23 protein-coding genes are annotated in these 12,838 nt (G+C 58.6%); 19 read left to right on the forward strand and 4 right to left on the reverse strand.

Features of this window, described 5'->3' with window-relative positions:
* The first annotated feature begins 2 nt into the window (after window positions 1–2).
* From AACY25_RS00280 to AACY25_RS00325, 10 genes are all read left to right on the forward strand, one after another.
* Window positions 3–167, forward strand: a complete 165-nt coding sequence (locus AACY25_RS00280; protein ID WP_339521786.1) for a hypothetical protein — start codon at window positions 3–5, stop codon at window positions 165–167.
* Complete coding sequence (locus tag AACY25_RS00285) at window positions 164–370, forward strand: hypothetical protein (RefSeq protein WP_339521788.1); 207 nt, start codon at window positions 164–166, stop codon at window positions 368–370. The genes AACY25_RS00280 and AACY25_RS00285 overlap by 4 nt, the downstream gene beginning before the upstream one ends.
* Before the next feature lie 74 nt (window positions 371–444).
* Window positions 445–660, forward strand: coding sequence for a hypothetical protein (locus AACY25_RS00290; RefSeq protein WP_339521790.1), 216 nt, complete (start codon window positions 445–447; stop codon window positions 658–660).
* A gap of 122 nt (window positions 661–782) precedes the next feature.
* Window positions 783–1,019, forward strand: a complete 237-nt coding sequence (locus AACY25_RS00295) for a hypothetical protein (protein ID WP_339521792.1) — start codon at window positions 783–785, stop codon at window positions 1,017–1,019.
* A 503-nt stretch (window positions 1,020–1,522) separates the two neighbouring features.
* Window positions 1,523–1,801, forward strand: a complete 279-nt coding sequence (locus AACY25_RS00300; protein WP_339521794.1) for a hypothetical protein — start codon at window positions 1,523–1,525, stop codon at window positions 1,799–1,801.
* Entirely contained in the window at window positions 1,801–2,256 is a 456-nt protein-coding gene (locus AACY25_RS00305) for a single-stranded DNA-binding protein (protein WP_339521796.1), read from the forward strand. The genes AACY25_RS00300 and AACY25_RS00305 overlap by 1 nt, the downstream gene beginning before the upstream one ends.
* Window positions 2,257–2,271: 15 nt before the next feature.
* Window positions 2,272–2,472, forward strand: a complete 201-nt coding sequence (locus AACY25_RS00310) for a hypothetical protein (RefSeq protein ID WP_339521798.1) — start codon at window positions 2,272–2,274, stop codon at window positions 2,470–2,472.
* 11 nt (window positions 2,473–2,483) lie between these two features.
* On the forward strand, window positions 2,484–2,801 hold the full coding sequence (locus AACY25_RS00315) for a hypothetical protein (protein WP_339521800.1): 318 nt from the start codon (window positions 2,484–2,486) through the stop codon (window positions 2,799–2,801).
* Window positions 2,802–2,860: 59 nt separating this feature from the next.
* Entirely contained in the window at window positions 2,861–3,256 is a 396-nt protein-coding gene (locus AACY25_RS00320; RefSeq protein WP_339521802.1) for a sigma-70 region 4 domain-containing protein, read from the forward strand.
* Complete coding sequence (locus tag AACY25_RS00325; protein WP_339521804.1) at window positions 3,253–5,181, forward strand: DNA cytosine methyltransferase; 1,929 nt, start codon at window positions 3,253–3,255, stop codon at window positions 5,179–5,181. The genes AACY25_RS00320 and AACY25_RS00325 overlap by 4 nt, the downstream gene beginning before the upstream one ends.
* A 74-nt stretch (window positions 5,182–5,255) precedes the next feature.
* Here AACY25_RS00325 and AACY25_RS00330 read toward each other — a convergent pair whose 3' ends face one another.
* The 3 genes from AACY25_RS00330 to AACY25_RS00340 all read right to left on the reverse strand — a co-directional run bounded on the left by AACY25_RS00330 (window position 5,256) and on the right by AACY25_RS00340 (window position 7,374).
* Window positions 5,256–6,002 carry a DUF2971 domain-containing protein gene (locus tag AACY25_RS00330; RefSeq protein ID WP_339521806.1) on the reverse strand — a complete coding sequence of 249 codons (747 nt, stop codon included), beginning with the start codon at window positions 6,000–6,002 and terminating at the stop codon, window positions 5,256–5,258.
* Between the two features lie 45 nt (window positions 6,003–6,047).
* Window positions 6,048–6,341 carry a hypothetical protein gene (locus AACY25_RS00335; protein WP_339521808.1) on the reverse strand — a complete coding sequence of 98 codons (294 nt, stop codon included), beginning with the start codon at window positions 6,339–6,341 and terminating at the stop codon, window positions 6,048–6,050.
* A gap of 70 nt (window positions 6,342–6,411) precedes the next feature.
* Window positions 6,412–7,374: a hypothetical protein gene (locus AACY25_RS00340; protein WP_339521810.1), complete on the reverse strand. Its 963-nt coding sequence runs from the start codon at window positions 7,372–7,374 to the stop codon at window positions 6,412–6,414.
* Window positions 7,375–7,458: 84 nt separating this feature from the next.
* On the opposite strand from AACY25_RS00340, the gene AACY25_RS00345 reads away from it, so the two are divergent.
* On the forward strand, window positions 7,459–7,785 hold the full coding sequence (locus AACY25_RS00345; protein WP_339521812.1) for a hypothetical protein: 327 nt from the start codon (window positions 7,459–7,461) through the stop codon (window positions 7,783–7,785).
* Window positions 7,786–7,825: 40 nt separating this feature from the next.
* Here AACY25_RS00345 and AACY25_RS00350 read toward each other — a convergent pair whose 3' ends face one another.
* Window positions 7,826–8,398 carry a hypothetical protein gene (locus AACY25_RS00350; protein WP_339521814.1) on the reverse strand — a complete coding sequence of 191 codons (573 nt, stop codon included), beginning with the start codon at window positions 8,396–8,398 and terminating at the stop codon, window positions 7,826–7,828.
* Between the two features lie 82 nt (window positions 8,399–8,480).
* On the opposite strand from AACY25_RS00350, the gene AACY25_RS00355 reads away from it, so the two are divergent.
* The 8 genes from AACY25_RS00355 to AACY25_RS00390 all read left to right on the forward strand — a co-directional run bounded on the left by AACY25_RS00355 (window position 8,481) and on the right by AACY25_RS00390 (window position 12,773).
* Window positions 8,481–8,876 carry a hypothetical protein gene (locus tag AACY25_RS00355; protein ID WP_339521816.1) on the forward strand — a complete coding sequence of 132 codons (396 nt, stop codon included), beginning with the start codon at window positions 8,481–8,483 and terminating at the stop codon, window positions 8,874–8,876.
* An 89-nt stretch (window positions 8,877–8,965) separates the two neighbouring features.
* Window positions 8,966–9,532: a hypothetical protein gene (locus AACY25_RS00360; protein ID WP_339521818.1), complete on the forward strand. Its 567-nt coding sequence runs from the start codon at window positions 8,966–8,968 to the stop codon at window positions 9,530–9,532.
* Window positions 9,532–9,732, forward strand: a complete 201-nt coding sequence (locus AACY25_RS00365) for a hypothetical protein (RefSeq protein WP_339521820.1) — start codon at window positions 9,532–9,534, stop codon at window positions 9,730–9,732. Before AACY25_RS00360 ends, AACY25_RS00365 begins: the two co-directional genes overlap by 1 nt.
* Complete coding sequence (locus AACY25_RS00370) at window positions 9,729–10,058, forward strand: hypothetical protein (RefSeq protein WP_339521822.1); 330 nt, start codon at window positions 9,729–9,731, stop codon at window positions 10,056–10,058. Before AACY25_RS00365 ends, AACY25_RS00370 begins: the two co-directional genes overlap by 4 nt.
* Window positions 10,059–10,330: 272 nt before the next feature.
* Window positions 10,331–10,960, forward strand: coding sequence for a MazG-like family protein (locus AACY25_RS00375; protein ID WP_339521824.1), 630 nt, complete (start codon window positions 10,331–10,333; stop codon window positions 10,958–10,960).
* A 43-nt stretch (window positions 10,961–11,003) separates the two neighbouring features.
* Window positions 11,004–11,438, forward strand: coding sequence for a phage protein NinX family protein (locus AACY25_RS00380; protein WP_339521827.1), 435 nt, complete (start codon window positions 11,004–11,006; stop codon window positions 11,436–11,438).
* Window positions 11,439–11,448: 10 nt separating this feature from the next.
* Window positions 11,449–11,661: a hypothetical protein gene (locus tag AACY25_RS00385; RefSeq protein WP_339521830.1), complete on the forward strand. Its 213-nt coding sequence runs from the start codon at window positions 11,449–11,451 to the stop codon at window positions 11,659–11,661.
* Complete coding sequence (locus AACY25_RS00390; RefSeq protein WP_339521833.1) at window positions 11,661–12,773, forward strand: phage integrase Arm DNA-binding domain-containing protein; 1,113 nt, start codon at window positions 11,661–11,663, stop codon at window positions 12,771–12,773. Before AACY25_RS00385 ends, AACY25_RS00390 begins: the two co-directional genes overlap by 1 nt.
* Window positions 12,774–12,838: the final 65 nt, after the last annotated feature.

A 12,838-nucleotide genomic window follows, 5' to 3' on the forward strand; every position in this document is an offset into this window, starting at 1 on the left:
CCATGCTCCGCTTCGCCCTGGTAATCGTGCTGGCGGGCTTCCTGCTCGCCAGCTCCACCCTGCTGCACATCCTCTCCACCACCTACATCTTCGGCGTGCTCTCGGGCCTGCTGCTGGGTGCTGCACTGTGGATGAAGTGGCGGCGCAAGCCAAGGAGCAGCCAATGAGCGCCAATGAAGACATGAAGATCAAGCGCACCGGCAAGGTGACCATCACCAAGCACGGCATCGAAGTGGAAGGCTTCGACGTGCATAACGCCATGTGCCGAGAGGTGGCAGTCATTGCAGCGGCCTGGGCTATTGGCGAGCTGCAGCGCGAGATGACTAAAACCATCCTCGCGCCAGGCGGCGGGAAGATCAGCGTCGACTAGCGCGGACAGCATCACTGAGCAGCCTTGGCGACAGGGCTGCTTGGGATGAGAACCGAATAGAGGAGCAATCTGAGATGACCACGATTATCAGCGACGCCTTCACAAGCGGTGCCGAGGTGAGCATGGCGATGCATAAGGAGGCTGGTGAGCTGTTCGTTTTTCACTGCCCCGCAGGACAGGGTTGCAAAGTCAGCAAATGGCCGCTGGATAGCCATCACATGCCCATTGCCTTGGCTCATTACGAACAATGTTGCGAGGCAGAGCGTGAGAGCGGCGGCCAGCCGGCCTGAATGAATCCCGCAACACGACCGGGACGCCGCCGGGCAACGCATGAAGCAGCGTCCGGTGATAAACAGGCTGGCCACCTGGGCAGTTCGGCCAATGAACAATACCGATAACACTGGAGAAGAGCATGAGCCGACCAAAACCACCATCCGCCAAGCAGCTGCAGGCAGCCGTCGACAAATGGAACAACGCCAACCCAGTTGGCACGGTTGTTTCGTTCGAGTCGATTATCGGTGAAGGCGAAACCCACCGCGGTGCTTCTGTTTCGGAGGCGCAAGTCTTGAGTGGGCACACCGCAGTGATCTGGCTTGAAGGCAAAAGCGGCTGCGTATGCCTCGAGCATTGCACCCCGGTTGCAGCGTAAGAACATGGCGAAAGCCAGACGGAAATTGCCGCTTAACGGGCCTACGGCAATGTAAATAATCAGTGCCCCCGTCAGTGAGTTGGAAGGCTCACCCGATCACCTGGCAACAGGTCGCATCGGCCAATGATTGAGGCGTTGGCAAGTGCCACGCAACGCTTGGAGCAGCAAAGCCCCGCAATTCTCCTGGGCCGGTTGATGCAAGACGGCCAATACCAGAAACGAGCGGGCGGGAAGCAAGCACGGGTAACGCCGTGGTGCTTCGATCATTGGCCGATGCGCAATATCGCGCATCACAACCTAGTTGGATTTGTCGATCACGCTAGGCTCGGCTCGCCGGGAGGCGACACGTAACCGCTGACGCAACACACCCAGGCCGCCGCCAGTAGCGGGCCTGGGCACCCTTCCCCCGTACCCATAAGCAGCCAACCCAGCACGCAGCCTTGCGGAAGTCTGGCGTGTTGGTGCGGCTGACTTATGGGTATGACCAACCGAGAGGCCACATCATGAACGCGATTCAGCGAGCCAAAGCCAGCATCCAAGCCCTTGCCGGCCTGATGCGCGGCACCAACAACGCACGCACCACCTTCAACGTGAAGCGCCTGCCGCTGGCCAAGCCTCGGGCAACCCGGCTCTACGTCATCGGCAACATGGTGCAGGTGCGCGACCAAGACACCGACCGCGTGCTTGGTTGGCGTGAGAACTACATGGAAGCCGAGCAGCTTGGCCGTGACCTGGTGGCCGGCAAGCCGATCACCCCAACCCTTCCAGCCGGTGCAGCGTAATGGCCCGCGGCGTAAACAAGGTGATCCTGGTTGGCACCTGCGGCCAAGACCCAGAAACCCGCTACATGCCGAGCGGCAACGCGGTCACCAACCTGAGCCTGGCCACCAGCGAGCAGTGGACGGACAAGCAGACCGGTCAGAAGGTCGAGAAGACCGAATGGCACCGCGTCTCGCTGTTCGGCAAGGTCGCCGAGATTGCTGGCGAGTACCTGCGCAAAGGCTCCCAGGTCTACATCGAGGGAAAGCTGCAAACCCGCGAGTGGGAGAAGGACGGCATCAAGCGCTACACCACCGAAATCATCGTCGATATGCAGGGCCGCATGCAGCTGCTCGGCGGCAAGCCTGACAACGCCCAAACAGCTCGGCATCCAGCGCCTCGGCCACAGCAGGCGCCACAGCCAAGCGCACAGCCAGCGACCGACTTCGACAGCTTCGACGACGACATACCCTTTTAGCGCGGAGATACCAGCATGCCATTCATGACTACAGCCGAGCTGCAGCAGCACCATCGAAACCTGCTCAGCAACATCGCCCTTCTTGATAAAGCCTCGCCTGATTGGAGCCATCTTGACCGTGAGCGTGGCGAGGCCACCAAGCGGAACATCAAGCAGGAAATCGTGCGGGTTGAAGCCGAGCTGCACATGGCTGGCGCTCGCGCCAAGTCCGCCTGATCGGAGGCGTGATGGCACTCACCCAACAGCAGCGCGACGCCAACACCAAGGCCAACCGCGAGAAGACCGGCGACGAAGAGCTACGCCACCGCGTGCGGCCAGGCACCAAAGCCTGCCTTGAGCGCAACAAGGCTAGAGCCGGCATCACCGAGACAAGCGAGCTGCTGCAGGTCGTGCTGCTCAACATGGAAGGCCTCGATGATCAGGCCTTCGCCGCATTGACCACGCCACCGCGCCACACTTTCGAGATAAGCGAAAACGTGGCGCGCGATCTGTACCAGCAGGGCGCACGCCGAGCCGCCAAGCTCGACGCCGACGACCTGCCGTAACTCACCCACCCAAGCCCAGCGCCAGCAGCGCAACGGGCTGCTATTGCCTGGAGAAAGCTATGCAGAACGTACTTTATGCCGGCCTGCGCAACCCGGCCCGCGACCAACAGATCTTCGCAGCCCTTGAGGGCAAAGAGCCTGGCGAGGTAGCTGAGCTGCTGGGCATATCACCGAGCACTGTTCGCCGCGCTGCCAAACGCTTTGCGGTGCTCAGCACCTTCAATCTCCGGCTCACAGGGGGGGGTAAGGACATCTCAATTGGGCCGGTTGCCGCCAAGTCATTCCGGCGGGCAGCCCTCGGCGCATACCGCCACTTCTGCGGCACCTTCCGCAGCCTAGAGCTGAATCAGTGGGCCGTAACGGATGGCACCACAACCATCAGCATCCAAGACCTGCGCGACCTCGACTCGGGTGTTGCCTCGGTCACTGAAGACGATCAGGAATCAGACGCATGACATCAATGAAGAAGCCAGCGCCGTTCGACTTCCACACCCAGTACGGCCTGCCGCTGGCCGAAATCGATGACGAGATAAACGTCGACCTGTTCGCCGGCGGCGGCGGCGCCAGCACCGGCCTTGAGATGGGCCTGGGCCGGCCAGTGCACATCGCCATCAACCACAACCCTGCGGCCATCAGCATGCATGAGGCCAACCACCCGGGCGCGCTGCACCTGCAGACGGACGTGTGGGCGGTTGACCCGGTTCAGGTGCTGGCTGGGCGGCGCATTGGCTGGTTCCACGCTTCGCCGGATTGCACTCACCACAGCCAGGCGGCCGGCGGGCAGCCGCGCAAGAAGGAAGTGCGGGACCTGTCCTGGGTCGTGGTCAAGTGGGCAGGCATCGGTCAGCCGCGCATCATCAGCCTGGAGAACGTGAAGCAGATCCGCCAGTGGGGCCCGCTGATCGCCAAGCGCTGCAAGAAGACAGGCCGCGTGATGAAGCTGGACGGCACTGTTGCAGCACCAGGTGAGCGCATCCCGCGCGGTGAGCAGTTCCTGGTGCCTGACCCGAAACGCAAAGGCACCACCTGGCATAAGTTCCTCAGCTGCCTGCGGGCACTGGGCTACACCGTCGAGCACAACATCCTGAAAGCCTGCGACTTCGGCGCGCCAACCAGCCGCGAGCGCCTGTTTCTGGTGGCGCGGCGTGACGGCAAGCCGATCGTATGGCCACAGCCAACCCATGCAGCCAAGCCTGTAAAGGGCCAGAAGCCATACCGCACCGCGGCCGAGTGCATCGACTTCAGCCTGCCAACCCAGAGCATCTTCGACCGCAAGAAGCCATTGGCCGAGGCCACACAACGGCGCATTGCCAAGGGCATCAAGCGCGAGGTGCTGCAGAAGGCCAAGCCCTTCATCGTGCCGATCGCCAACTGGTCACGCGATGCGATGCATCAAGTAGATCAGCCGCTGAACACCGTCACTGCATGGCCGCGCGGCGGGTCGTTTGCGCTGGCCACCCCGCAGCTGGTCAAGTTCCGATTCGGGGAGGGTGGCCTACCGCTCGACAAGCCGCTGCCAACAATCACTTCTGGCGGAAACTGCAAGCGCCCGGCAGGTGCGGCCCATGCCATGGGCATTGCCACGTGCTTTCTTGAACAGGCGAACGGTGGCTTTAACACTATGCACTCGCGCGGCATGGATCAGACCGTCTCGACCTTAACCAACAGCTGCAGCCAGCAGCGGCTGGTGACAGCCAACCTGGTGCACCTGCGCGGCAACTGTGATGCACGGGATGTGGAAGACCCACTGCACACCGTCAGCGCCGGCGGCACGCACCATGCGCTGTGCACGGCCTTCCTTTCGCGCCAGTTCGGGGCGAGTGTTGGCCAGGCCGTGGATGAGCCGTCGCCCACCATCACCGCCGGCGGTGGCGGCAAGTCGGCACTGGTCACGGCGCATTTAACCGCCATGGCAGAAAACGTGATCAGCGTTGATCCAGAGGAACCACTGCCGACTGTTCTTGCGGGCGGCACCCGGTTTGGCCTGGTCGAGCTGAAGCTTTCGCCGGATGCTGAAGAGGGAGCGCTGCGCTGTGCAGCCTTCCTGATGAAGTACCACGGCATCGGCGAGAACGTGATCGGCATGGATGAGCCAGTCAGCACCGTGACGACCAAGGATCGCTTGGCGCTGGTGACGGTCTGGATCGGAGGCGACCCCTACGTCATCGTGGATATATGCCTGCGCATGCTGCAGCCGCATGAGCTGTACGCCGCGCAGGGCTTCCCGCCCAGCTACATCATCACCCACGGGCACGATGGTCGGATCTTCACGAAGTCGGAGCAGGTGTTCATGTGCGGCAACAGCGTCAGCCCGCCGCCAATGGCCGCCATCGCGGCAGCCAACGACACCTGGTCACCGCGACAAGCCCTGGCCGCATAAATCACCACCCTACCCGCCCACTCCCTGCCTGATGCTCGGGAGGGAGGGTGGTGGCGGGATTATGGCAGAAGGCCCTAAGTCCAGTTCGATTCATCCTTGTTTCTTACCATCTTGTAAGAGGTGAAAGCAGGTCGAACCTTATACGTTTCAACGAACCCCACCAGGTCGCCTAAACAATCATTGAGTTCGCGCCTGGCGATCTTCGACTGGTAGCCAACCGCAATCTCTTTGAGCTCAATGTCATTATCAAACCCCTTAAAGTAAAGTCCGGTATCAATATCTTTGGCGCCAAGGTTTCCGAAAACCCTGGACTCTTTTTCATACGACCAATGATCGTACTTAGTTAAAAAGGTTTGCCAAGCCGGAGAGCCTTGGCCTGCCAACCAAGACTCAGCCTCATATTCGAATTTCATTCTTTCGGATGTGTAAACGACATCCTCAACCATCTCTTCTGGCACATCAAACCCGAGGCATATACCGGTATGCCTATCTGCGTAATGGGCCCACTGAACAGGACTTGACATCTCTTTACTGAAACAAAGGATGCCAGTCTTCTGGGCAGCGTAATCCTTGAAACTCTGCAATTTACGTCGCACTTCCTTGTCACCTGAATTATGACAAAGGAGCTCAAACGGGTCGTTCAGCGCATCAAAGGTTGAAACCTTAATTCGACGTTTTTTGAGATTCAGCAATCCGAACTCCGAATTGCAGAAATGAAACAAGCGCCGCTTTCGCATAAGTTCTAATTCCTCAAGGTCCCATGCCGGGCCTGAACAAATACCCCACTTCCAACATTCACGCCAGCCGAGCGGTTCAGCCACTGGCTTGCCCGCGGATCTTCGAGGCGTTGAAAGCCGCAGCGTGAGTTAAATCAGGCCTCTCTTTTTGTCGAGTTCATAGAGGGCTTGGCCATCTCCAGCATCCAGTGCGGAGTAGTACTCGGGGTCCTTGAGTCGAGCCAGCTGATCCTGTGCTTCCAGGCACTCGGAGTCGACCCGATCAAAGCGTTTCTGCAACTCAGCAAGATCATCTTTGTAATGATCTCGCTCTTCAGTGACGTCGCGAAGTTCCTGTCGAACCTTCGGAAGGCGAACGAACGAATCGTAGAAAGCCTGCCCTGCAAACAGAGCCGTGATCAGCCACCAGTTCCACCATTCCATGCTCACCTCCAGTTATCAGCCACCACCCTGCCTGATGCTTGGGCGGGAGGTCGCTGTGGTTTCGGCAACGCTAACAAGAAGGTGAGCGATGGAAACTATCTTCATCCAGTTCCAGTGATTCGCTCAGATCGATTATAGGAACTCGTCCAATAACTTCTTGTGCAATAGCTTCGGGGATATGTTGCATTTTTAGCGAAAGAACATCCCCTGCTTGGGGCTCATCCACTATTGCAATCACGCCAAGGTCTCCGATTCCATACTTGCTGCGCATATCTATAATTAAAGCTGCCGAATCAAGCACAGCTGATCTGCGGAAATCTAGTAGCCATGCTGTCAAGCGATGAAAGCATACGCTCCAATCTTGCAAATAAGGGAACAAATGCAACTCTTCAGGCCCTGTAGTCAGGTCGTTCTTGACTAGGCTCTGCCATCTACCATAACTATCAAGCAACTCAACACTCTTGTACTTCAATACGATTTGAACGCCGTCCACTCCAGATTCGCTCCCTATAGAATAGTGGAGTGGTGGCATACCGACATGCTGGCAGTAGTTACGTAAATTCGACATAAAGCGATAAGCGCGTGACGCGTCATAGACCTCTGATTGCTTAGCCTTCCAACTTTTTAGCTCATCCGAATTTGGGCCATAACGACGAGTTAGAGCAGCATCCCCATGATCAAGAAACGAGCGGAACATGCTTGTTAGATTTAGAGTAAGCCGCGAGATTGAAAGAGGGATCATCCTCGCGTCATGACTATTAATCGAGCCAGAATCTAAGTAATTTTTACCAATTCCTAGTATTGAGCGCAGCAAATCCTCCATATTCAGTTGAACTGAATAATAAAGATTAACGCACTCGCTATAAAACCTTATATCCCTGAAACAGAATTGGTATTTTTCAAAGTCGGCATCTGATATGCGATGGTTAATACTAACATTTGTCAACTCTTCCCCTGTGTCAGGATTTATTTTCCCCTCCATCAGAGCCAGGCAATGCCTTCCTTCAAACCCTTCCGGAACTTCCTGTTGCATAGCTCTTTCCCTTGATTTGCCTGTAACTAAGCTTCAGAAACTAACCCACAAGCCACCTTTCACGCCACTGGCGAGGTATTCCCAATGAAAATGGCACGCGCAAGCGAGCAGGACCTGGAGTGCGCCAACCAGGTGGCGAGCTGCCTTGATCAACTCATCGACGGCTATATACCGGAGTGCATGACCACTGGAGACGACTTCGAATGGCTTGATGTGGACGACGCCGAGCAGTGCCAAGGAGTGCTGCTCAAGCTGATCGAGATAGCCAAGGCCGGCAGCATGAGCCGCGCCACCTTCGGCATGGCGGTGCTGCTCGATCCGCGCAACAAGATCCTTGACCCTGCCGACGATTGCCTGGCCCTGCACCCGACACTGGCCGGCCTGCTGAACAACTTGGCTCCGACGCCATGAGACTCGCTACTGCCGCGCACCCTACCTTTACTGCTCCCTTTTAGTCATCGGCACCCCATGAGCCATACAACTCCTCCCCCGAAGGGCGCGGAGCCGCCACCTCAGCAGCGGCCTCAAGCTCACGCTGAACAACTCGAAAATAGTCGTTGGCTCGCGCCGCAAGAGAACCCCAACGAGCAACATAATGCTTGCGAGCCGAAGCGCCGACATCTGACCAACTCTGTCGAGCGCGAAGTCCTTCTGCCTCACGAGCCAATGTATCAACCACACCGATGGCCATCGCCAGCCTGTTTGCGGTGTTGCCAGGTAGCGGCTCCAATGCCTGAATGGTAGAAACTCCGATGCCCTCCAGCATCTGCCCCATGTCAGTCAAGTGACTTAGGAAATCGTGCTTCGTCCAGTCGCGGTTATCTTCATAGAAGGCAAGCATGGCCATGTGGTGATGCGTCTTGTCAGCCATGTGGCGCACTGTTTCCAGCAACCTGGCCGCAACTAGCCCCGCTCGCTGGCGATCGCTCCGTGCTCTCTGTCGTTCTGCCTGAGAAGCCAGGCCAAGTGCCACGAAAACCGCCAGCACCGTACCGACCGCTGATAGTGCATCCCAGTCCACCATTTAAAGCTCCTTCATTGCGCTTAGCCGCTTCGCTTGAACCTACCCCACAACCCACCTTTCACGCCACTGGCGAGGGATAACCATGGACAACCAATTTGGCCTCGATGCCGACTACTTCATCAAGCTGTGCAAGCGCGAGTTCAGTCCCAGCGTAATTCTCAACCAGCGGCCGGAGGACTTGGCGCGAGCATTTGCCAGAGCAGCACGCACGGCATGTGCGGGCGTATTGCGTGAGGACGAGTTCAACTGGGAGCACCTGCGCAGCACTGGCCAGATCACGGCCGGCGAAAAGATCCGATTCACGGTTAGCGGCGAAACGACAACGACGCGGGTGAAGGAAGTCCTCAACCCCGGCACTGATACCGAAGAGGTCATATACAACCAGAAGAAGAACTACTTCTTCATCACGAAGATGGCGCTGGACGGTAGCAGCACGCACAAGAGCGTGCAGGTGCGCATCAGGCGGCTGTCGCAATGACCGCCAAGACCTACTGCCGAACCACCCGCCTGCCTGTAGCCAAGTGCGGCTGCCTTCGCTGCACGCCCATCACGCCGGAGTAACCCACCATGAAAAGCCTCTTCTGGCGCTTCCTCGCGAAGCTGCTGGCACGGCCAGCTATTGCCACTTGGTTGATCACCCGGGCGCAGCGAACGCCCTACTTCCACATCATGTCCGCCGATGGTCAGGACATGTACATGGGCCGCTGGTGGCTGTTCAACCCATACGATCGCGACACCTACAACCCAGGCTACTGGTGGTGCCCGTGGTCGGTGCGCATTCACCACATCATGCGGCCGGACAACGACCGGGATCTGCACGACCACCCCTGGAACGCTCGCACCATCATCCTGCGCGGCAGTTACACCGAACAGCGCCTGATTGATCACGACGACCCGGTGCTCGATCAGCTGAGACTGCCACCCAATGCGCAGGCAACCGAGTACATCGGCCGCAGGCCAGGCTGTACCGCAACCCTGCGCTTCGGCGAATACCACCGCATCGACTCAGTAAGCGCCGGCGGCGTGTTCACCCTCTTTATCAGCGGCCCCAAGCAAGGCACCTGGGGCTTTCTGGTTGATGGCGTGAAAGTGCCCTGGCGCAAATATCTGGGCCTTGATCAGGAGGCTGCGTGATGGACGGCATGACTGAGAGCGCCCAAGTACAGCGCATCAACAGGCAGCTTGAACGCTGGCTGCACAAGCCCACCGGCCGGCGTGGTTGCGTGATCTTCGAAGTGGCAGGCACCTGCGAATTGCAGGGTATCGACGGGCGCAGTTTCTACGCCAAGCGGGAAGACCTGAACAACACCGAAACTTGGGAGCGCCTGCCATGAGCGATCAACCCTACGATCGACCCGGTTTCGACGCTCTCTGGTTGACGTTTGGCCTTTCTCGGTCAGCGTTCGCCGTCCTGCCCCGCGTGATGATGCACGACATGCCAGACGCCTGGCAGGCGGATATGGCCAGGCTGCTAAATGAATGGGAAGCGACCTGGGTCAATCAGCCGAACATCAGTTCAAGGGTTCAGATCGTGGACGCTGACGGGCGGTTTATGAAAACCCCAGGCTGGCTGCTGAACTACCGCCACCCCGACCGCGAACAGCTGGCCGCAATGCGTTCGCCGAAGAACGCCGCACTGGCGGGCGCTGGGGGTGAGTGATGGGCGGTCGAAAAGTTCTGATTGTTGGCGGTACCGATATCAGCAGGCACGTCACTCTGGCGCTTCTGCACCTATCAGTCACGGCGGTTGAAGCACGCCAAGCCGTATGGGAAGGAAACGCGCTACTTCTGCCTGAATCAGGCGACCCATTCACCCCGCGTCCGCGCAGCAAGGGCGAGAAAGCCCGCAACCGCAAGCACCGCAAGTAACCCCTAACCCCGATCAAACCCCAATCAACTGTGCCGGCTTGAGCCGGTGGAGAGGTATTCGCTATGTCTGAAGGAATCAGCATTCAGCTGCAGCAAGACGGTCTCACGTTCAACGCATTGCGAGCTGCGAACGCTGAGCGCATTGGCTCATCGAAGTACCGCATATGCGAAGAGCAATGGACGCCCGCACACTGGATGCAGGCGACTGTTGGCGAGCTTGGTGAACTGGCAAACCTGCTCAAGAAGGTTGATCGCGGTGATTTCCCCTTCGAGCAAGTTAAAGCCGAGGTCGCCAAAGAGCTGGCCGATGTTCAAACCTACCTGGACATTCTGGCGCTGAAGCTGGGCGTTGACCTTGGGCAGGCCACTATCGACAAGTTCAACGAGGTGTCAGCGCGCATTGGCTCCCACGTCCGCCTTGGCACGCAGCCGGAGTCGATGGCTGAACAGGCAAGTCATTCCGTTTTCAAGAAAGGCGACATTGTGCGCTACTCGGGCGGCTGCACAGCTCTGGCCCGGCTGGACTCGCCCCATGCTGGCGGCTGGCATGCAGATCATTGCCTGGGCGGCCAGATATTCGTGAGCACCTCGCATCCAAACCCCATGCGCCGGGCTAGCCCAGAAGACTGCCAAGCCTTTCAGCTGCATCGCGCCAAGACCCTGCAGCAGCAGGGCCGAACCGAGCAACCCTAACCCTTTCCCACCCTCCCCGGCATAGGGGTAGAGAGGTATCACAGTGATCAAAGTGGACGTGACAAAGCTCGAAGGGCCTGCGCTGGACTGGGCTATGGGCAAGGCGGAAGGCATCACATGCGTGATGATGAGCCCGCGAAAGGACGAACCGAAGAAACCATTCGCACTATTCGGCTCACTTGCCCTGGTCATTGGCGGCGAAGAGCAGGCGGGATACACGCCATCTGCGTGCTGGCACTGCCTCGGGCCGCTGATCGAGAAATATCACATACAGCTCAGCTACAACGGCAACGGTTTCTCGAAGAGCCCAACCGGAAAGTATTGGTGCGCCTATGTGTGCAAGCCATCCGGGCAAGAGGAACGCCCCAGCGGCGGCGGCCCAACTCCCCTGATCGCTGCTTGCCGAGCGATTGTTGCTCGCAAGTTTGGCGACTACGTCGATATCCCCAACGAATTACATGCCCCATATGTCGGCTAGAGAGGCAGCCATGAAGAAAGAACTCATCAAGATCAGCGAGTTCCGCCGCCGGCGCTGGGGCGAGAACGGCACGCCGATGTGCTCCCAGGCCATCCGCAACCAGATCCGCAACGGCGATCTACCCGGCGAGCAAATCGGCAAGCTGTGGTATATCGACTGGACCGCATTCAACAAATCGAACGGCAACGACCTGGTTGCCATGGTGCTGAAAGGAGCTGCGTGATGGTTCCAAGGCCGCGCAACAAGGCGAACAAGGGTTTGCCGCCAAACCTATACCACGATGCCAGGCGCGGCACTTACCGTTACCGCCGGCCTACAGATGGCAAGTGGTTCCAGTTCGGGACTGATCGCATCAAGGCCATCGACGCCGCCAAGCAGCTGAACATTGAGTTTCTGCAGGGCGGCGACCTGGTGGGCGCTGTCATGGGCAAGCAGTCCGACCTGTTCAGCGCATTCATCGATCACTACCAAAGCAACATCCTGCCGCCGCGTGAATTGGCAAAGGGGACGCTCGACCTTTATGCGGTGCACCTTCGCCGATTCCGCACAGCATTCGAAGGCAAAGGCGTTGACCAGATCAGCATCCGAATGGTTGCCGAACTGCTCGACAGCCTTACCGCCCGCGCCGCCAACCAGGCCAGATCCTACCTGATCGACATCTTCAACCACGCCGCAGCCAAAGGCCTGTGCGCCGACAACCCGGCAGCATGCACGATCGCGCGCATCGAGAAGAAGCAACGCAAGCGTCACACCGTGGCTGGCATCCGGGCAATCCGCGAGAAGTCGCCGGCCTGGCTGCAGAACGCCATCGACCTGGCGCTGATCACCGCTCAGCGCCGAACCGATATCTTGTCGATGAAATTCGAAGACGTTCGCGATGGCCACCTGTACGTGATCCAGCAGAAGACTGCCAAGGCCACGGACGCGGCATGGATACGCTTCAAGGTAACGCCGGAGCTGCAGGCGGTCATTGATCGGTGCCGCGACAATATCCTGTCGCCCTATCTAATCCACCGCCGGCCGGAACGCAAACGGCAAAAACAGGCGGAGCAGAAAGAGCACTGGACGAAGATCGAGGAAAGGTTTTTGACCAGAGCATTCAAGGACGCGAGGGACGCAGCCGAGTGCTATGCCAGCTGGAGGGATGAAGAACAGCCGGGCTTTCACGAAGTGCGCGCGTTATCGCTGCACCTGTACAAGAAAGCCGGAAAGGATGGGCAGAAGATCGCCGGGCACGCCAGCGAGGGGATGACGAAGAACTATCAGCGCGACCACGCAGAAATCATCTGGGCGGAAGCGGTACCCGACTTGGATATCAGCGAAATCGCCGGGTAGTTTTGCGCGCATTTTGCGCAAGTTTTGCGCAAGGCCCACAAAAGAAAACGGCCCAAGCACGTAAG

It is taken from the genome of Pseudomonas sp. EA_35y_Pfl2_R111 (assembly GCF_963970955.1).
Lineage (GTDB): Bacteria > Pseudomonadota > Gammaproteobacteria > Pseudomonadales > Pseudomonadaceae > Aquipseudomonas.